Origin of the sequence: Nostoc sp. PA-18-2419 (genome assembly GCF_005869855.1) — a bacterium.
Classification (GTDB): Bacteria; Cyanobacteriota; Cyanobacteriia; order Cyanobacteriales; family Nostocaceae; genus Nostoc.
The window spans coordinates 158,054-178,102 of sequence record NZ_SZNH01000008.1 but is presented as its reverse complement, the minus strand read 5'-3'; the positions used below and the strand labels follow the sequence as shown (position 1 = coordinate 178,102).

The 20,049-nt window shown below is 37.9% G+C and carries 15 protein-coding genes and 1 tRNA gene; 6 read left to right on the top strand and 10 right to left on the bottom strand.

Features of this window, described 5'->3' with window-relative positions:
• Positions 1 to 36: 36 nt before the first annotated feature.
• The gene (locus FCR06_RS10915) at positions 37 to 315 is read right to left on the bottom strand and encodes a DUF3493 domain-containing protein (RefSeq protein WP_138499451.1); all 279 of its coding nucleotides are present in this window, start codon (positions 313 to 315) and stop codon (positions 37 to 39) included.
• Between the two features lie 33 nt (positions 316 to 348).
• Here FCR06_RS10915 and FCR06_RS10910 point away from each other — a divergent pair.
• Positions 349 to 420, top strand: a tRNA-Thr gene (locus FCR06_RS10910).
• 11 nt (positions 421 to 431) lie between these two features.
• Here FCR06_RS10910 and FCR06_RS10905 read toward each other — a convergent pair.
• The 4 genes from FCR06_RS10905 to FCR06_RS10890 all read right to left on the bottom strand — a co-directional run bounded on the left by FCR06_RS10905 (position 432) and on the right by FCR06_RS10890 (position 4,734).
• The gene (locus FCR06_RS10905; protein WP_138499621.1) at positions 432 to 1,475 is read right to left on the bottom strand and encodes a M42 family metallopeptidase; all 1,044 of its coding nucleotides are present in this window, start codon (positions 1,473 to 1,475) and stop codon (positions 432 to 434) included.
• A gap of 37 nt (positions 1,476 to 1,512) precedes the next feature.
• Positions 1,513 to 2,535 carry an SGNH/GDSL hydrolase family protein gene (locus FCR06_RS10900; protein ID WP_138499449.1) on the bottom strand — a complete coding sequence of 341 codons (1,023 nt, stop codon included), beginning with the start codon at positions 2,533 to 2,535 and terminating at the stop codon, positions 1,513 to 1,515.
• 286 nt (positions 2,536 to 2,821) lie between these two features.
• Positions 2,822 to 4,225, bottom strand: a complete 1,404-nt coding sequence (locus FCR06_RS10895; RefSeq protein ID WP_138499447.1) for an S-layer homology domain-containing protein — start codon at positions 4,223 to 4,225, stop codon at positions 2,822 to 2,824.
• 275 nt (positions 4,226 to 4,500) lie between these two features.
• Entirely contained in the window at positions 4,501 to 4,734 is a 234-nt protein-coding gene (locus FCR06_RS10890) for a hypothetical protein (protein WP_138499445.1), read from the bottom strand.
• Between the two features lie 1,939 nt (positions 4,735 to 6,673).
• Here FCR06_RS10890 and FCR06_RS10885 point away from each other — a divergent pair.
• A complete protein-coding gene (locus FCR06_RS10885) occupies positions 6,674 to 7,879 on the top strand; it encodes a histidine kinase (RefSeq protein ID WP_189523375.1) in 1,206 nt (401 codons plus the stop codon).
• Between the two features lie 32 nt (positions 7,880 to 7,911).
• Here the strand turns inward: FCR06_RS10885 and FCR06_RS10880 are convergent, their stop codons facing one another.
• Positions 7,912 to 8,937: a PleD family two-component system response regulator gene (locus tag FCR06_RS10880; RefSeq protein ID WP_138499443.1), complete on the bottom strand. Its 1,026-nt coding sequence runs from the start codon at positions 8,935 to 8,937 to the stop codon at positions 7,912 to 7,914.
• Positions 8,938 to 9,636: 699 nt separating this feature from the next.
• Here FCR06_RS10880 and FCR06_RS10875 point away from each other — a divergent pair.
• Positions 9,637 to 9,897 carry a chlororespiratory reduction protein 7 gene (locus FCR06_RS10875; protein ID WP_138499441.1) on the top strand — a complete coding sequence of 87 codons (261 nt, stop codon included), beginning with the start codon at positions 9,637 to 9,639 and terminating at the stop codon, positions 9,895 to 9,897.
• A 458-nt stretch (positions 9,898 to 10,355) separates the two neighbouring features.
• Here FCR06_RS10875 and FCR06_RS10870 read toward each other — a convergent pair whose 3' ends face one another.
• Positions 10,356 to 10,928: a DUF2854 domain-containing protein gene (locus tag FCR06_RS10870; protein ID WP_138499439.1), complete on the bottom strand. Its 573-nt coding sequence runs from the start codon at positions 10,926 to 10,928 to the stop codon at positions 10,356 to 10,358.
• Between the two features lie 539 nt (positions 10,929 to 11,467).
• On the opposite strand from FCR06_RS10870, the gene FCR06_RS10865 reads away from it, so the two are divergent.
• Positions 11,468 to 11,647, top strand: a complete 180-nt coding sequence (locus tag FCR06_RS10865; RefSeq protein WP_138499436.1) for a hypothetical protein — start codon at positions 11,468 to 11,470, stop codon at positions 11,645 to 11,647.
• A gap of 152 nt (positions 11,648 to 11,799) precedes the next feature.
• Here the strand turns inward: FCR06_RS10865 and FCR06_RS10860 are convergent, their stop codons facing one another.
• A complete protein-coding gene (locus tag FCR06_RS10860) occupies positions 11,800 to 12,216 on the bottom strand; it encodes a response regulator transcription factor (protein ID WP_138499617.1) in 417 nt (138 codons plus the stop codon).
• 191 nt (positions 12,217 to 12,407) lie between these two features.
• Entirely contained in the window at positions 12,408 to 14,588 is a 2,181-nt protein-coding gene (gene ppk1, locus FCR06_RS10855) for a polyphosphate kinase 1 (protein WP_138499434.1), read from the bottom strand.
• Positions 14,589 to 15,326: 738 nt separating this feature from the next.
• Here ppk1 and FCR06_RS10850 point away from each other — a divergent pair.
• Positions 15,327 to 15,752 carry a hypothetical protein gene (locus FCR06_RS10850; protein ID WP_138499432.1) on the top strand — a complete coding sequence of 142 codons (426 nt, stop codon included), beginning with the start codon at positions 15,327 to 15,329 and terminating at the stop codon, positions 15,750 to 15,752.
• A gap of 558 nt (positions 15,753 to 16,310) precedes the next feature.
• Entirely contained in the window at positions 16,311 to 16,742 is a 432-nt protein-coding gene (locus tag FCR06_RS10845; RefSeq protein WP_138499430.1) for a hypothetical protein, read from the top strand.
• A gap of 70 nt (positions 16,743 to 16,812) precedes the next feature.
• Here FCR06_RS10845 and FCR06_RS10840 read toward each other — a convergent pair whose 3' ends face one another.
• Complete coding sequence (locus FCR06_RS10840) at positions 16,813 to 19,638, bottom strand: hypothetical protein (RefSeq protein WP_411267996.1); 2,826 nt, start codon at positions 19,636 to 19,638, stop codon at positions 16,813 to 16,815.
• Positions 19,639 to 20,049: the final 411 nt, after the last annotated feature.

Genomic DNA, 20,049 nt, shown 5'->3' with positions numbered 1-20,049 from the left:
GATTAATAGTTCATATTCCTTGAGTAATTGGCGTTTTTAACGAGATTTACGGCTTTCTTGCCGACGTTGCTCCCAGCGCCAAAGAAAAACCATCAGAGTAACGATTCCGATTTGCAGAGCAAAGTTAGGTAAAGCACTTTCAATATCTCGTCCAGCAAGCACTCTAAAAAAAAAGATGAATGCCCCAATTAGACCAGAAGCACCAAAAGCAATATAGATAAATTGTCGCAAGCCACGATAAGGGGCTGCCATTTCTGCTTTAAGACGGGTATATTGCTCAGGGTTGAGGCGATTTTTGGGATTTTGATTTACCATCAGTGAATCATGCTAAAGTATTAGATTGTGTACGCCGATGTGGCTCAGTGGTAGAGCAGCTGATTCGTAATCAGCAGGCCACGGGTTCAAATCCCGTCATCGGCTTTGAGAAAATACTACTTTAATTCAGTTTCGCAAAAAGCTTTTAGTAAATCAATACAATTAGCGATCGCCCCTAAATGAGCAATTTCATAACCGTGGGTATTTTGGGTAGGAAATGCCAAACAAGCAGCACGCCCAACATGACCAAATTTCATCGCAATCGAAGCATCGCTGCCAAATTGGCTAAGAGTTGTTAACTGCACTGGTATCTTCAACTGCTTACCACAATGACGAATTTGTCCATTTAATCCCTCATCATATATCCCATAAGCATCTTGAGACAAAAGTACCGGACTTTCCCCATCTTTAACAGGATATTCATCAGATAAAGGACAAATTTCTAAAGCAATCAAGGCATCTAAAGTCTGGTTTTGAGTAAAAAATAATGCCCCAATTGCTCCCACTTCTTCTTTTGCTGAAGCCACCAGATAAACATCAACAACTGGCTGTTTGAGATTTTCAGCTAAGGCTAGCAAAATCGCAACAGAGGCTTTGTTATCTAACGTGTAACTGGCAATATGATCCTTTAACCTAATTGGATGCTTGCGATGCTTACCAATCACCATTCTCGTTCCAGGCCGAATTCCGGCTGCTTCTAGTTCAGCCGTAGTGAGTTTGGTTTCAATCCAGGCATTTTCCCATTTGACGTTAGTATCTTCTTGCTGGACTTTTTGTGGAGATTCGTGGGAAACGTGACGAGAACCAAAGCTGAGAATGCCGCTAATAGTTTGGTTGTCTCCGAGTAAATCTACTACGCCTTCACCGTAAACCCAAGGGAAAGAACCGCCAAGCTTGCGGACTTCAACGCGACCTTCATCGCCGAGACTTTTGACAATTCCGCCAATTTCATCTTTGTGAGCGGTGATGGCAATCGCTCTATCTGAACTTTGCCCAGGAATTTTTGCAATAATATTGTCAGCGCKATCACACCAGACTTCTACGCCCAATGCCGTAAATCGTTGGATCAACAACTGGTTAATTTCGGCTTCTGCACCACTAGGAGAATGATGCATCACCAACTCTGTAATTATTTCAAATAAGCGATCGTAATCCCACATCAATACAGTTAGTTTAATTTTCAACTGTTATATGAGACTATTGTGGATCAACAACCCGCCCTGCTGACACAAGTACTGACCTTTTTTGTTGACGTTTCACTACTCCTACTGCACCAAAAGCACCTATTGCCAACAATGTCCCCCACGCGGTAGTTGGTTCAGGAACAGACTTAGCATCAATCGCTGCCAGTGCAGTGTCGGCGATCACCTTATGAGCGGTAGTGGTTGGGTGGACACCGTCCCAGATCAGAAACTTGTTGTTTCCTGGCTGACATATATCTGGTCTAGATAGACAAGACTCGGTTACATTCGTAAAACCCAATGTGCTTGCCTGATTAAATAAAGAATAAATATCAATAGAGGTGATGTTGAGATTCGGGTTTTGGTTCAAAGTACTTACAGTATTTGCTAAACCTAAGTTAAACTCGCTACTTGATTTACTAAGGGCTGTTGGATCGCGACCATCAGTTTTAGCTGCTGGTAGCTGTCCCAAATCTGGCAAGTTAAACACCAAAATATTTTTTGCGCCGGCTCCTATGAGAGTATTTAACGCCGACGATATATTAGTGATTGGATTTTTGCTCGAGTTTGGGGAGTTAGCAAAAAGCAAATCATTCGCACCTCCCCACAATGTATAAAGTGCATTTGGGTCGGCAGTTTGATTGTTTGCTTTCAAAGTTTGAGCAAAACCCTGGACTTGTGCCAGTACTCCTGGTAAACCTGAATCAGGAAGGACAGCATTACCTAAACCAGAGCTAGCACCACCGATAGCAAAGTTTATCCCTTGGGTAGGAGGTATGGAAGGAATAGTAGTGGATAGAGTAGGCTTCAACCCTAGCTGATCTCCGAGATAATCTACCCAGTTCGGTCCATCAGAAAAACGTCCCTGAAAGTAAGGTGGACTTTGAKGAAATCCTTTATCGGTAAGATTATATATATTGCCTGTATCGGAAAGACTATCGCCAAATACATAAAGCCCATCAAAACTTGCAGCTGAGGCTTTGCTCGGCAACATGAAAGAAAATAGAACAAATCCTGCCGCTACAGCTTGTTTTTTCATATTTATTTTATCTGTGGTATTTTTGAGTTTGTTTAAAAGCAGTTAAGAAGCAATAATCTGAGAATTTGTCTGTTGTTGAGTCACTTCAAAATCAGGCATATTCAATCAGTAAATTTACGCTATTATACTTAACAGTATGCCTGAGAAACTCATCAAACACAGGTAAAAACTCTGTAAATACTTAGAATTACATTTTCTTAATAAAAATTGAGGGCATTATAAAGAAGTAGCAAACTTTTGCTTTTAAAGATTCTATTTGTCCACTTTTGTGCTGTGGAGAAGATAATTAGGTTGGCGATCGCTTTGACTTTAAAGCCTCAGTAGCCGATACACCTTCACCCTGAGTGCCAAAGTACCACAAAACCGTAGCCGCCTCAGCACGAGTTACTGGTTTTTTAGGTTGAAACAGGGTCGTATAGCCAAACACCCGGCGAATATTTGATTGTTCGCCATTTTGAAAATCAGCTAATACTGCTCTTAAAGCCTGAGAATCAATTCGAGCTGCGTCTTGAAAACCCCAGGTTTGTTTGACCGCCTCCAAGTTAGCAGCAGGTAAGGCTTGGCGAGTATCTAAAGGTAATTTCCACAGCAACAACACCTCCCGTGTTAGCGGAGCATCAGGACGAAACAAAACAGCTGTAGAATCTCCAGATAAAGGACTGGAAATTAACCCAGCCTCAGCCAATCCCTGAATTGCCGGAAAATCAGGGTCTTTTGAGGATAGATCGCTAAAAGCTGGTTGAGTACTTTCAGATGCCAAGCGAATTTGCTTAGCTGGATTGTTGGCATACATAGTATTATTAGCAGCAATTAACCAACGGGCATATTCTCGACGTGTAATGATTTTACTGGGTTCAAATTGATTAGTTGTACCAGCAGAATTACTCTTAGTTGTCTTTGATTCTATAGATAAAACACCTAAAGCAGCCAAATCTTGAATGTGTTGTCGCGATTCTTGTGGTACTTTATTGAGATCGTTGAATGTCTGAGATTCAGGTATAGCTGTAGGAACTGGTTGGTTATTAGCCGTGCTTGGTGGCTGTGATGCCAAGTTGACAGGCGGTACAGGCCCGATGAACTGCGGATCTCCTGGTTGGGGAACGTCGTTAGTAGTTTTGTTAGGATTTGTAGCTGGAGTAGATTGTGCTGTTGCAGTACTATTATTTGGTACGTACTCAATTAGTAATTGAGTTGCTGTTTGGGGTTGATTAGGTGTGGCGTTGGTAACTGATTGAGGCTGAATAGAAACTTTTAGTAGCGAATTGCTACGACGTGCCTCAAAGACACCTACTCCATCATCTGTTGGCTGTTGCAAAATTTGCCAGTTATTTGTTTGTAACTGGCTACGATAAAAACTAGCAATCAAGTTGCTAGGGTCAGAACTCAACCAACGAGTTGAGACTCTGTTTTCTGAATCACTAGCAGGTTTAACTTCCTGTAGTTTGGCATTGGCATATAGTGGAATATCTCGGGGAAAATCAGCTGGTAACTGAACTGTTGAGTCGTTTTGCTGTGCTTGTGATTGGTTACCTTGGGATTCTTCAAAGACAACCGGATTGTTTTGCAGTCTTTGATCTGCCGCCAAAGACTGCTCAAGGTTTTTAGCTACAGGAGTGTTAGCACAGGCTGTTAACGAAGTGAATAAAACAGCCAAACTCAAAAATACAGCTGGACGTTTAGCAGGAAGCACAAGAAATCACAAATTGAGTTTCAGTTCCTACCCTAGCGCAAACTATTCATTAAATGGGAATGGGTACTGGGTGTTATCCCAAATAGGTAAAGGAAGTACTATTTAAGTCAGGAAAAGCATAATTAAGAAATGGTAAGTCCACGGTTTACCATTTAGGCATATTTAATTCTAGGTACCGCGGTTGTTCAAATTAAAGTGAAAAAACTAGATGCTTGGTAATCCCCTTACTCAGCTTGGAATCAAAGCCAATAAATTAAGACGCATAGCTGCTAAAATTAGCACACTACCCTAAAAGGCTTAGCACTCGCTGCAACAAGTTCATTCCCCTTGTCATCTTCAATAATAAGTAAATGAACCCCTTTGCTTTCGGCAATTTTTTTGACGAACTCTATCCCGCCTCCGCGCAATTCAACAGAAGATAGTTTTCGCTGGCTCATGGTATTGGAGCCGTTAGCAACGGAATCGAGCCATTCATCTGCCCATCGATTTGTATCCGCAGTTTCTGACACTTTCATTTTCTCCTTGTGATTATATAAATATTTATACTACGTGACTTTTGCCGTCAAGTATCAAAAAGCTTGCTCACAAAGGATTATGAATAAAGTATAGTACATACGTAGAGCAATTAAAATCGGGTACTATAAGCGACAAGCAATGTAATTTTGATAGCTATGCCTGTTTCAGGGCGCAAGTATCAAAATTTTAGGGGTTTAGTTCCCTAACTCTTCTCGCAACCTATCTCTATTTACTACTACACATCGGCAAGAAATTTTCCAGTCCTCAATACCGTGCGTAGCACTACAATCTAGTCTCAAAAATTAGTAAACGGTAGCAGAAGCTACCGTGTTGTCTTCGTTTTACAGCCATTAGGTTTTGATAATTCCCATGCTTATTTATAGATTTCCCTAAAATTCTGCCAAAATAACATTTTGGGAAAAAAACACAAATCACGCCAGAGTAGTTATCATCCAAAATTTTTATAGTTTCATAATGTAGAAAATTTGGGATAGTGATCGATATTTTGAGTAATTGGATAGGATAAATGATTGATAACTCGCTAAATGACAGTTTTGCAACTAAAACCTTGAATATACGGCTAAATGCACTAGCTCAATGCGATCGCCAGCCACTCTAGTGATAGACTATGAATAAAGCCCCCTTAGCCTCATCAAAAAAGGGGAATCAATGAAATTGGCTAAATGTTGGCTTAAAGTCGATTCTGAAGATTATTCATCTGACGATGGTAAGCTAAATAATGAAATGTCTCAAAAATGCCAGTGTTAAGTAACCAATTCCAAGAACTTAGCGTAAGTTTATAGTTCTTTAGGTAGGGTCATTACCAAACCAGTTAAGTGATTTTGGATTTGAGATTTTGCCAAAAGTTGAGCCAGTCGCTTGGGTTAGCAGCGTGTACAACAAGGGGTTTCTCTCATGAGTGACTGCTTGTATGGTTAAAAAACTTGTGAGAACTGGCATTGAGCGCTGGGTTCCAGCAATCAAAACTTTTAAAGACCGATTTTAGATTCAAACAAACCTTGAGGTAACTGGGTTGTTGAGGATTTTAGTTCATACTTCACCCACTTGAAGTGAGGTATGTAGCTTGCCTAAGAGTAGAGATACTAAAAAATCTAAAAGACGCTTGATAGAAAAGCCTTAGCGGCATAAAAGCGTCTGACTCAGCTCGGCTGCGCTGTTGACAATCTAAAATCCAAAATTATTTAGTTAACTGTCGCAGCAGTTTTCCTAGCATCTATCAATTGATTCTCTAGTAAAGTGCTAGTTGTAGCGTAGTTAAGAGTTTCTTGGCAGTCTCGAAAGCAGTAAGTGCTTCTTCTAAAGGTGCGGCTCATATGTTATCCAAAACTTTCCCCAAGCAACCTATCCTTTATTTTCTGCAATAGCGGAGTGGTTTTTTGAGGACGATCCCAATAACGTGCGCTTCCCAATTTATCCAGCTAGTAATTACCTATGACTGTTTTCCAATCCTAAATGATTAGATAGAGGTACAGAAGACACTTTATTCAATCCATTGGGACTCAAGAAAACCCTCTACACACTTGGTCTAAATAGTTAACAGTTACCTAATAGATCGGATACAATTAGCATCTACGTTTGGTTCAGTGTTCCTTTGGTCAAAGCGAGTAATCAAATTCACATACTGCTGGATTAGCTGATTTGACATAGGATCAAAATTTTCACATGCTGACTTTGGCAAAAATTTTGATTCAGGGCAAATAAAGACTTCTATTCAAAGGCAAAAGTCTTTCTTGGAGATGAAGTTAGCCAAAACAAGGCTAAAGGCTCAAAAAGATTTATCTGATGTCAAAAACGCAGATCTCATAAGAGTATGAAAAATCTAAAATAGATATTAAATTGAAGAAAAACGGACGACCATCGACAACCATTAGTTAATTTTACTTTTTGTAAAGCGTCGCCAGGTTGTTACCAGTGCTGAAACACGATTACATGCAAGTTTCCCAGGATCAGCCTATTTATTCTGAGGCTCCACTCCAGCTACTACTTTTTGTCGATGGACGCCCAAAGTCTCGACAGCAGGTGCAGCGAATACGTGCTTATTTAAAAGAATTGCAGGCTGAGTACAGTTTTGAACAGCAAATTATCGATGTTGGTCAACAACCTTACTTGGCAGAACATTTTAAATTAGTAGCAACGCCAGCTTTAATCAAAATCCATCCAGAACCACGGCAGATTCTAGCTGGAAGTAATATAATAGCGCAATTGAAAAATTGGTGGCCTCGCTGGCAAAGTGCTGTAGAGGCTTACTTAAAATTACAGGAAGACTTACAAGAACGTATAGATGACAATGGTCGGATAACATCGCCCAAATCTACAATCCGTTCTGTAGCTGTCTCTGCTGAACTCATCCGCCTTTCAGACGAAATTTTTCGTTTGAAACAGGAAAAAGAAAATCTTCAGGAGCAACTACAGTTTAAAGACCGAGTGATTGCTATGTTGGCACACGACCTGCGTAATCCCCTAACTGCTGCGGCGATCGCTATTGAAACTCTTCAATCTAATTACAATCTAGAAACAGGTCAATTCCAGCGCCTCAAACCATCAATGACAGCGCATTTATTAAAACAAGCCCGCAGTCAAGCTAAAATTATTGATAAGATGATTACCGACCTCTTAGAAGTAGGTCGCGGTCAAGACACAGAAATTCCTATACTACCGCAAAAGGTACAGCTAGGTAAACTGTGTTTAGATGTAATAGAAGAATTGTGCGATCGCTGTACTAGCAAATCCCAATTAGTAGAAACAGATATCCCCAACGACTTGCCATACGTATATGCTGACCCAGAACGCATCCGTCAAGTGCTAGTAAATCTATTGGATAATGCGATCAAATATACGCCAGAAGGTGGCAAGATTAGTATTGCTGGATTACACCGCACCACCCAAAAAGTTCAGTTTAGTATTGGCGACACCGGGCCTGGTATTCCTGTAGAAAATCGCGATCACATCTTTGAAAACCACTTCCGTTTGCAACGGGATGAAGGTACAGATGGTTACGGCATTGGTCTTTGTTTATGCCAACGTATCATCCGAGCGCATTATGGTCAAATTTGGGTAGACTCAGCTCCTAATAGCGGAGCATGGTTTCACTTCACACTACCAGTTTATCCTTGTTAGTTATGCCTCATGCCCTGTTTAGCCAATGATAACTAAGGACTTGAGACAAAGCGATCGCGCCCTCCTGCTTTTGCTTGGTAAAGCGCTTTATCTGCCCGCACAATCAAATCTAAAGGTGAGGATTCCCAAGTAGGGATAACAGTTGCTACGCCCATACTTAAAGTGACATACTGGCTCACCGCAGAACCGTCATGAACAATTTGCAAATCTCTGACTGCTGCTTGCATCGTTGCAGCAAGGTGAACTGCACCAGATGCATGAGTATATGGCATAATCACAGCGAATTCTTCGCCACCATAACGCGCTACTAAATCCTGGTGTTTTTGTGCCTTTTTACTTAAGATAGCACCCACTTTTTGTAAACAGACATCCCCAGCAGGATGACCATATTTATCATTATAAAATTTAAAAAAATCAATATCACACAAAATCAGTGACAGGGGACATGCTTCCTGTGCCAAATTTATCCATTGAGTATTAAGATAATCGTCAAAGCGACGACGATTCGGTAACTCAGTTAAACCATCTACATTGGCGAGGTGCTGCAAAGCTTGGTTTGCAGCCTCTAACTGTTTGTAGACTTGGGCTTGCTGTAGCAGTCGACGCAACCGTTGGCGCAATACAGGCCAATGAATTGGCTTAGTCACGTAATCAGTTGCTCCTGCTTCAAAAGCACGGTCTACAGATTCCTCATCGTCTAAGCATGTGATCATTAAGATGGGAGTTCGCTCCCATATCTTTGAAATTACGGTGTTACCAAGCACAGAGTCAGTATCAAAGGTTGCGAGTGCTGAGATTAAATTATTTCTAGCAATCTGGAGCAACTGCTTACAGCAAGTAAAACCATCCATCACCGGCATTACAGCATCCAACAAAACTATATCTGGTTTAATTGTCTCGTAAGCATCTAAACATTGCTTGCCATCATTGACCTCAACCACTCGATAGCCTTCTTGTTCCATAGCTTTACGCAACAATACTCGAATGGTTTTGTCGTCATCAGCCACTAGAATTAGTGGCGGTTGCTTAGAAAGAGAAAATGGACTTATGCCTGACATGAGTTACGTTCTACTTGCGAGACTATCCTGAAAAAGGTTGGGTAACTTGATCGCATGGGAGTGATCGCTCTTTTGATTGATGCCAGCATCTGCAATTAGGGTGTTTTTGGCTTGATAATCAACTGTTTTTTAAGAATAGACTGCTCAATGTTATTGAGCCAAGCAAGTGGTAGATAACTAAGTTGCATATACAATCTATAATTGGAACACAAAGGCAATTGCTACCTTTTTATTAGGATATAATTATGGTAGGAAATGTTACTGTTATATTTCCCTATTATTAAAGTCAAATTACAATTTTTTTCAGAATTACAAATTGGCACCTTAATTATTTAATTTTGTACTTGGTTTACTAACTCAATCAGATAGGGCAAACCAATTGCTAAGCTGCGTTTAGAAGATAGCTAATACTAAATACTAATATCAGTTGGCTTCAATTAATAAACTTAAAAGGGATTCATATACTGGTATAATTACATAATATTTATATTTTTATACGGAGTGAAACCAAATAATCACAAAGATTAGAAATTACGTTTTTCAAGATTGAGCTACTTAAATAACGCAGATAAAAATGAAGTAAATAAAATATTTATAATAAATTTAAGACTACTGTGTAATCTGTGTTTCTATCTAAAATTAACTCTAAAGTTTTTGTAGAAAAATCAAAATTTATCTATAATTCACTAAATTTTAAAAATGCCAGACCCACTCATGTATCAGCAGGATATCTTTGTTGTTTTAGAAACAAATCAACAAGAACAATTTTTGACACCATTAGAGTTGTTAGAAAAGCTCAAAACAATTCTCCAACAACTTAAAATTCAAGATTTGCCACCAGACTTGCAAAAGTTTAATAGTGTTGAGGCTCAAGCGCAGTATTTATTAGATACCAGTTGCGAATTAGACATTGGTTCTGGAGAATATTTACAGTGGTATGCAGTTCGTCTAGAAAAGTAATACTATTTTTGGTTTTAGATTTTAGATTTTGCTAAGGGAACCTGGTGAGTTTAGGCCTACTCGTACAGCATCTTTATAAGGAGAAGGAAGGTTTTTCTTTGTAGGGAACTACCCTTAGTGTAGCTCTGTTCGATGCAACAAAAAGTTGTGACACAACTTTTAAAGACAGGAGCTTCACCCAAAAGCATTGGGAAGCGCTTTATCGATTGGAATTTTGTAAAATTATTTATCCCAATCCTTCTTCAAATTGATATAAGAAAGTTGTAAATAATAAATATCCCACTGTCAACAGTCAGCAATTTAAAGAGAATTTTTTAGAGTTGCTTAGCTTTTCATTCATCGGCTCAACAAAGAGGTAGCGAATGTGAGGACATAAAAACAAGAGGACAACTTACAACAAGTCTTGCCCCTGTTTTCCCTACTACATAGTCTCTAATTCTGACTGACTATAATTTTTGTTATTGACTATTGACTATTGACTCTTGTTGAGAATTTTTTATGAATGCTATTTCAATTTTATTTTCAGATGGCTCGGTTATTTGAATCTCTACCCCAGGACCAAAATACTTAGTCATCTTTTCTTGCTTTTGTTGCCATAGGTCAATTGGTATTAGTGGTGAATCAAATTCTAGAATTAGGGTATAGCTTCCATTGACTTCTGTTTCTCGCAACCCTGTAAGTATTGGTCGTTGTTCATCGCTGAGACTCAAACCTAAAAAATCAAGTGTTGTATCGAAATGAGCATCTTGACCATAGCAATATCGGGTGATATCTTTGCGAATTTTATTTTGAGTTACAGTTGCTTGCTGCTGGCGTAATATTAATGTTGATGGTGACGTTGGTTGGCTAAAGGATATTGGCTTGAGTTCATTAGCTTTCAGTGCTAGCCCCCCCAATAATAGAGGAATTCCATAAAAAAATCCAACAAGATTGAGTGTTGCATTATTAGAAGCATAGGCAACGAAGCCAATGATAGTTAATATGCTACCGATAGTTAAACCGAATGTTCCTAAAGAGATTTGGCGTAGCATGAGCTTAGATAAGTATAAATGTGTTAATACCTCATACTATTTCTAAAAATTTTATAACTAATGAATTGCCTGTAAGGATTTACAGTTGTATGCCCCTACAAACGTAGTTGTAGTAGGAATTTTTTGAAATAGTATTAGTATTTATTATCATCGGTTATGAGTAACAAATTAGGGAAGAGCATTAGCCCATCTTCTTTGCAGCATTCTCAATTAGCTACCTAGTACCGCAAGGCGTAATTCGTAATTCTCGCCTCCAGCGAGAAGCAAGCTACATAATAACGCTTGTTGCGCTAAAGCGTCTCCCCTTGGGAGATGACACGGCTTAGCTGTGAAGACACTGATTCGTAATTAGCTGTTCGCAAGGGTTTCAGACATTTAAAATGGTTGGTTTATTTCCGCTCCGCTGTACTAGCCTGCAATAGTCCAAATTAAGTGAATTAAAACCCTTTCTCAGTCTGATGTTGACTTACTTAGTGTTCCACAATATTGGATTATGAGTTAAGTTTAAACTTAAAGGTACTTAAACACGAAGAAAAATAATGGATTTACAGATCATAAGAGAACGAATTGCTGTGGTGGAAAGTAAGCGGGACTACTTGCTGAGCTTATTGGAACAACCAAATCTAGGAACTTTAAGGATTGACGTAAATCAGGCTTTGGAAGAATTAGATGAGTTAATTGATGAATTTCGGCGGATCGTTCCAAAAAAAGAAATATAGTTAAATTAGATTCAATAGGAGAGTATAAAGTATCACAAACCGCGTCGGTGTAAACTTTAAGTTCGGGATATACCGACGTTTTACATTAGTATTATGTCTTCAAGTTCCAATAATTGAGCTAAGACAGGGTTGGTAATGGAATAGACAGTTATTCACTGTGTGACAGGGCCATCTTCTACACGGTTACCTAGTTGCCTAACTAAAGCAATGAGTTCAGAAGTAGGTACATCTTTTTTACAAACATCATCAAAGCTAGACATTTTTTTTGGATCGTAAAAATTTACATCCTCCACTGAAGAGTAAGCAAGGATTTGAGTACTCGGAGATATAGCTTTAATTTGACTCGACGCACTCCAGCCATCCATAACTGGCATTTGTAAATCTAGAACAATTACATCAGGCTGGCAAAGTTTAACCATCTCTATAGCTTCCTCACCATTACTGGCTAAACCTACTACTTGAATATTTTCCTGGCAAGAAAAAATTAGTTGTAAGGTTAAACGAGTAAGTTCGTGATCGTCRACTACTAGGACACGCAAGGTAGAAGTCTCACAGGATAACATTAACATTGGGAGTAGAGACAAAATTAGTTACAATAACTCCTCTAGTTTATGGGAATGAGTGCCAGCAGTTACTCTATCCTATGGTTGAATAAGTTGTATAAACCTATGAGAAATAACTTAGATAAGTTTTCAAAAAATTAAAATTTCTTAAAAAAAACCTAAGTTTATGTAGTTGTCAAAATATAAGAACTTATTTTTTAATCAATCAAGTTTGAGGCTACACCAGTTGAACGTAATGCCATATTAATGAGAGTTTTTTGTGAATTGGCTTCTGGAGAATCATCATAGGGATGGCGTTGAATATAAGTACCATCGGCTTGTAACTCCCAAGCTTGGCGATTATCTGCGAGCATAATTCCCAGTATTTCTTGCAAATCCTTAGCAATATCTGGGTCTTTGATTGGGGTAATTACTTCCACTCGCCGATCTAAATTGCGGCGCATCCAGTCAGCACTGCCAATATATATTTCCTCCTGTGTATTGTTATGAAAATAATAAATCCGAGAGTGTTCTAAAAAGCGACCGACAATGCTGATTATATGAATGTTTTCACTAATATCTTTGAGTCCTGGGCGCAAACAACAAATGCCCCTAACAATTAAATCGATTTGCACTCCAGCGCGGGAAGCTTCATATAAAGTAGCGATAATTTCGGGATCGACTAAAGAATTCATTTTGGCAACAATGCGCCCAGAAAAGCCCTTCTGAACATTTTCAATTTCGCGGCGAATGAGTACCAAAAAGCGATCGCGCATATTCACAGGTGCAACCAGTAACTCCCGATAAGATTTTTGCCGAGAGTAACCCGTTAAAAAATTAAATAAATCTGTAATGTCGGCACCCAATTCTTCACGGCAACTAAATAATCCCAAATCTGTATACAGCCGTGCAGTTTTCTGATTATAGTTACCAGTGCCAATATGTACATACCGACGCATCCGGTCTTTTTCTCGCCGGACTACCATCAGAGTTTTACTATGGGTTTTCAGCCCCACTAAACCATAGACAACGTGAACGCCAACTCTTTCTAATCGTTTTGCCCAATAAATATTATTCTCTTCATCAAACCGCGCCTTTAATTCCACCAGCACAGATACCTGCTTGCCATTTTCGGCGGCGGCGATTAAAGCGTTGACAATAGGTGAGTCGCCAGAAGTCCGGTAAAGAGTCATCTTGATGGCTAATACATTCGGATCGTAGGCAGCATAAGTAATAAAGCGCACCACAGAACCCGAAAAAGATTGATAGGGATGGTGTACTAACAAATCTTTTTCCCGAATTATCGAAAAAAAGTCTTTTCCTTCATCCGTTTCTAGTGAATTTGGGTTTAAATTAGGTTCTCTAAGACGTTGCAGGCGTGATGGTACAACAGATTGACGTGGTGGATCTTTGAGTTCTGGTAGTGGCAAGGACATGAAAGACATCAAATCTCGCAATCCCAAAAGACCATCGACTTCGTAAACATCACTGTCTGTTAATTCTAAATCATGCAATAATCGCGATCGCACTGGTTCAGGTGTTTGGGATTGAATTTCTAGCCGGACTGGACTTCCACCCAAACGCCGTTTTCGCAGTTCTTGTTCGATCGCTAACAATAAATCATCTGCTTCATCTTCTTCTAAGACTAAATCAGCGTCACGGGTAATGCGGAACGGATGATATTCTTGAATATTCATTCCTGGAAATAGGGATTCCAAGTTATGAGCGATCGCTTGTTCTAAAGGTACCCCAACCCAGTTAGTAGGTTTTTCGTTTTCTTGGGTTCCCAATTCAGGCGGTAACGGTAAAAATCGCGGCAGAACATTAGGGACTTTAACTCTGGCAAAGAATTCTTCTTCGGTGTCTGGGTTTTTGACCACAACTGCCAAATTCAGACTGAGATTAGAAATAAAAGGAAACGGATGGCTGGGATCAACAGCTAAGGGAGTCAAAACTGGAAAAATTTGTTCCTCAAAATAGCTGTTGAGATGAGTCCGCTGTTTTTGATTTAAATCTATGTAATCCACAATATGGATGCCATGATTTACTAACAGAGGGCGAAGTACTTGCTCAAAAGTTTGGTGTTGTTTCTTTACCTGAGGAGAGAGGGTAGACCGAATATCATCTAGCTGTTGTTGTGGTGTGCGACCATCGGGACTCAAGAGGCTGACTTTCGCTTCTACTTGTTGCTTTAAACCAGCAACACGCACCATGAAAAACTCATCCAAATTAGAGTTGAAGATTGCCAAAAACTTCAGGCGTTCCAGAAGAGGAGTGCGATCGTCACAGGCTTCATGCAAAACCCTGCCATTAAATTCTAACCAGCTTAACTCTCGGTTAAGATAATATTGTGGATCGCTAAGATTGATTGGAGTAGTACTTTTTTTAGATTTTGGCATAATGACCTAACGGCAAACAGATGTAGCCATTTAACTGGGGGACAATAAACATAGTAAGTTAAATGGTGTTTGAGTGTAACGCCGAGGCAACAGTTAGTTATAACTGCATTTTTTAATAGACTTCAATAGGGCACACACTATTCTATCCACATCAGAATATCTAGGAATGATTTCTGCTCAAAGAAATATTCAGCCAATTATCATAAGTGCGTTATATTCACACATTAACGCACCTTGTATTTATTAAGCAGTGCGTTATGCTCATAGCCATAATCAGATAATTTATTTTTGAAAGTCTTTAAGTTTAGGCATCCAAATCATTGCTCAAAGCGTATTATCCATAGAAATGGACTCCAGATTTAGTAAAGATATGGCATGGGTAATTCTGAAGATTTTGAATAATTATGAAGGGCAGTTTCCAAAGAATTTTGGCATGAAAGACAGTCTAAAGTCTTACTCTCAGTTGTCAGAGATTTAGTTGCATAAAATACAAATTTTCGTCAGCATTACAACAACTACTATACATAGAGTAAGTAGGCAAAACCTTTGCTCTACTTCTTGTATAGTCAATACTTTGATATAGGTGTTTAGATCTACACTAATAATTTTGTTTATTTATTTTTTTAATTTATAACCTCTAATATTTTGATAAATTTCAGTGTCATTACTGAAATATTTTTAACAGGCAATGGTTATATTGATAACGCAAAGATAAACAACACAAGGAGTTTGTTAATCATGAAAATCTCTGCAATTCTCAAAGGAAGCATTTTTGTATTAGGTTTGGTTAGTGTTGGTAATATCCTGTCTGCGCCAGCAAGTGCAGGGCAAGCCTCAGCTCGTGGTGCTGTAACTCTTGTTAGAGCTTCAGGTGCTTCTATCAGTGTGAGTGGTGAATTAACCTTACCTCAAAATGCTTACTTCCCTGGCCCTTTAACAGTCACACCGACTTACGATGGCGCAGCAGCTACAGACGATGAAACCATACTTAGTTTAGAAGTAGACCCAGGCACACCCGATGTTACTGCACTCTCTACTAGCAGCAGCAGCAATCCATTCGTTCAGGCAGCCGCAGATGCTTTAACAGCTGCTACTGACGTTGGGTCACAAGCAGCTCTCATTCGCGCTGGTGCTGGTGCTAATGGTTTAGGTGGTTTAGAGTAGATTGAATTTTTGCTTCGTAAGTACTTACTGAATTTTTAGCAACTGAGAGAACAGCTGAATAAATCTATAGATGATAGGGAAGACAAATAGCAATGCTATGTCTGTTCCCTATATTTATTTTATAGCTCAGATTCCCGACTTCCTATAAAAAGTTGGGAATCTTGTTGTATGGGTTTTTCGTAGGGTTACACAACTGTGTAACCCTACTTTGTTTTGCATACTCTGATACAAAGATTAAATTTTATTTAACACATCAAAAAATGAAAGCGCTGGTGATTTTCCATAGCAATCTGGAATCTTGTCTTTACATAGCTTTACAAAGCCGAAAACACTTATTAAATAATAAATAGAGAGCTTGTGTAATAATACGCACGCAAAAAATGTCCATTATTAACAAAACTCTCATATCAAGGGTTGTATATTTTTATCTGCAAAAAGCAATAAAAGGAAGATAAAGAAAATTTCCATATCGCCTTTTACTGGTTGAGTTGAAGTTTGTATTTTCAAAGCAATATTGGGGAACAAGCTAAGGTAAAAATATCAGGAGTTTTATAAATTATGAATAGCTTATCTAATAAATTATCTATAATTGTTCAGCGAAGCATTTGCTTGTTAGGTTTAGTGAGTGTCGGAAATTTTTTAGCAGCGCCAGCAAATGCACAACAAGCTACTGCTGTTGGTGCTGTTAGTCTAATTAGACCTTCTGGTACTTTTCTAAGTGTAAGTGGTCAAGTAATTTTACCTTCTGGGTCTTATTTTGATGGAGGTTTACAAATTACACCTACCTATGGAGGTATAGCAGGCACAAATGAGGAAACTGTTACTAGTCTAACTATAACCCCAGGAATAGTTAAAACTACTACAGTCTCTACCCCAAATTCATTTATTAATACAGCAGCAAATTTATTAAATAATAGTACTTCGCTTGAAAATGTGACAACTATAATCAGAGCGGGTGCTGGTAATAATGGCTTGGGTGCTTTAGATTAGACAGTATTCACAAATTAAAACTTTTAGATACTCAACTTTTTAAATAAGTTGGGTATCTTGCCTAATAACATTAGAATCTATAACCACCTTGAAACTTCAGATCGAAGCCATTTTCACCTGTACCAATTTGACTTTCTATAAACACGCCATTATCAAGAAAAGTATGCCGGAAAATTAATCCATAATTTAAGCCAGAAACTCGATTATCTAAACCAACATTGTTAACACTATAATTTCTTAAATAAGCACCAAGAGAAATTTTTTTACTAATTCTTCGCAACCCTTGAAACTCAAAGAATAATTCTTTACCAATTTCTAGACTTGTTTTAAAATTTAAACCTTGGCTAGTACCAAATTCTCCATTAAAAAGACCTAATAATTCACCATTACTATTATCTTGAATATAAGCGATACCAGGAGCTAAGGAAAAACCAAAGTTTCTTTCTTGATGCTGGAAGAAATAACTTAAAAAAGTAGAAAAAGGATTATTTTTATTAGATGCACTATTCCAGTCAATTCTTAAGTAAGGTATGTGAGTATTAATAGCTACAGGTTTTTTGTTTGAATTTAAACGTACATCAGTTTTAATATAATTGAGAAGTATATCAGTATAGATACCTATAGTTGGTTCTTGTATTCCCAAATTATTATTAGAAACGCCTGGAGCCGAGTTAGCATCTATATTAAACCAGGTTCCCAAATTGGCGCTATAGTTAAAATTTCCAGAAGAACCTGCTGCTAGTAGTTCGATTGTGGGTAAAGAGAGATAACCGTTAAAGTTATTAAAACTAATACCAATTTTATCAACTCTAGTGAGTTCCATATAATCGAATGCTAAATCAGATGAGCGGACTTGAAGCGGTACTATCGTATTATCGGCTGAACTAAATTGCTGTACAAATTGTTGTCCTTGGGAGTTTGTCAAAATTACTTCTACAGCAGAAGATTCATTAATAGGAGTGATAGAAGTATCTTTCAAAGGAATTGGGATACCTATAAAAGTTAGAGGACCAAACTTTTCATTAGAAAGTCTGAGGTCAGAAAAAAATGTATCACCTTCATCTAAAATAGAAATATTTCTTTCTAGAAACTGAACTGCTCGTTTATGGTTTCCAGTTCTTATTTGTAAGAGACTCGACTTGTTAGGAGTAATTTTACTCGGAAGTGTATAAGTTCCAGATACTTGCTCTAGTCCACTGCCTGTATTAGCATAAGCTAAAGTGCGATTCAGTCTGTTATTGATTTGTCTTCTTTGCTCTGCTGTCGCAGGTGTATTTAAAGGAGTAAAACTTTCTCCCTTCTTAAATCTTTCTCTAGCTTCTTGTAAACCTTGTTGAATATTATCAATTTTAATAGCTTCAAAAACTTCACCTAACAGTAAACCTAATGTAGAATTTAGTGATTGAATAGAATTAATACTAAAGTCACTAAACTTAGCGGTTAAAGATATGCCTGGAGCAGAAAAAATGTTAGAGAAGGTAGCTTTAACATCTGTTGGGTCATATTGGATTAAGCTGCGATTATGAGGACGGCTAACATAGAGTCTGTGCCAATATGAATTGTCTTGATTTTGAGATAATGTTTCAAACTCAGGTTCTCTTCTTCCTAAAGATAGCCACTGTAAAGAGTTAAGATAATGAAAGTCTTTCTCAGGTTGAGAAAGAAAAGGATTGACTGCTACATTTAATAAATCAAAGTTATCAAATTTTCCAAGTTGAGCAACCTTAATGCCTGGAAAGGAAGAGACAGGAGCAGTAAAACCGAAACCTTTTCCGGTTAATATATCTCCCCAAAAAATTCCAGCAGCTTCCAGGGTATTTTTCGGAATAATTTCGCCTATTTGGAGTCTGACGTTTCCATCATCTAACAAAGGTTGTAGATTTGTAGTGGGAAAACCTTGCAGAATCTTAGGAGCATTGGTAGCATCTAAAGCTTGAAATAAAGCTTGTCCACCATCAACACTCAAAGTTGAGCCACTACCAATAACTGGTATAGGATTTTTGAGAACTGTGACATTAGGGTTGTTTACGTCAACGCCACTATTAATAATAACTCTGCCAGCAGGTACACCTTCTGGATTTATTAATTGTCCTGCTATTGTGGTTATAGAAAAATTATTGGTAGCAACTTCTCCATCTAAATTCTGAAAATCTGTAGGTATGGCAAATAGAGATTGCAATCCCCAAAATGCTTGCTGTGAGGTAACATTTTGGGTGATATAAGTATTAGTTTCTCTTCCTTGAGAAAGGATACCTACTTGAGAGCCTTTGGTTTCAACTACTACTCTATTGTTGTCAAGAACCCAGTAAAACTGATCGTGTTTAGGGAATTTAGCATAAGTAAATTTATTAATAATCTGATTGTCATCAGAAAATTTTACTCTGATATCTGTATCTGTATAATTTTCTTCGTGATTCGGTTTAAATAATTGAGCTTGAAAAGTGAGATTATCTGTAGGGTTAACAATCCAAGGGTATTTATTAGCACTAAATGTCAGAGCATCAAGAATTATTTGTTTTTGTTTTGCTTGTTGTTGTTTTTTCGTTTGACGTAGTTTTTCTATAAGTATTTGTTGTGTTGGTGTATATTGTTGAGTTCTATCTAGTTGAGGTTCTGGTTGATCTTGATCATCTGGCTTGGGAGGTTGTACTTTATATTCTTCAATTGGGATAACGTCAGCTATAGTGAATTGACGTAATTGCTTTGGTTTTTGAAAGTTACTTTTAAGATTTTTTAAACTGTGTATTAACAGTGCTTGGGTTCGAGATTTGTCTATTTTGTTACCGGGATTATCAGTAATTAAATAAATATGATTTTGAGTGGTTATGTCTAAGGCGATCGCACATGCTTCTTTGAATAAAATTTTGCATAAAATTATGGAAAACAACAAACACATTCCAATAATTTTTGCATTTTTTCTAAATCTCAATAGGGAGATATTAATAATTATTTGAATCGAAATAGAAACTTTCAAGATTTTCACAATAACAAATGTAGTAAATTCAAGCTATTTAAATTGGATTAATGCTGAAAATTCATCATTTTTAATATTCAAAATTAGATTTTTTCTTGGTTTATATAGATGCTTTTAACAGTAGTTTCAGTAAATCTCGTTATAAATAGCTAAAGAAAATCAATTTTTTATCCTGGTTGTAAAGAATAAAATATGATTAAGCAGATTTACTGCAACAAGAGTGTAATTCTTGAGCAACAATTCAACCTCAGCAAAATCACCAAAACTACAAAATTGAGCTATTCTTCAGCCGTATAAATACGTAATTTGAAGATATTTAGTAAAAAAATTGAG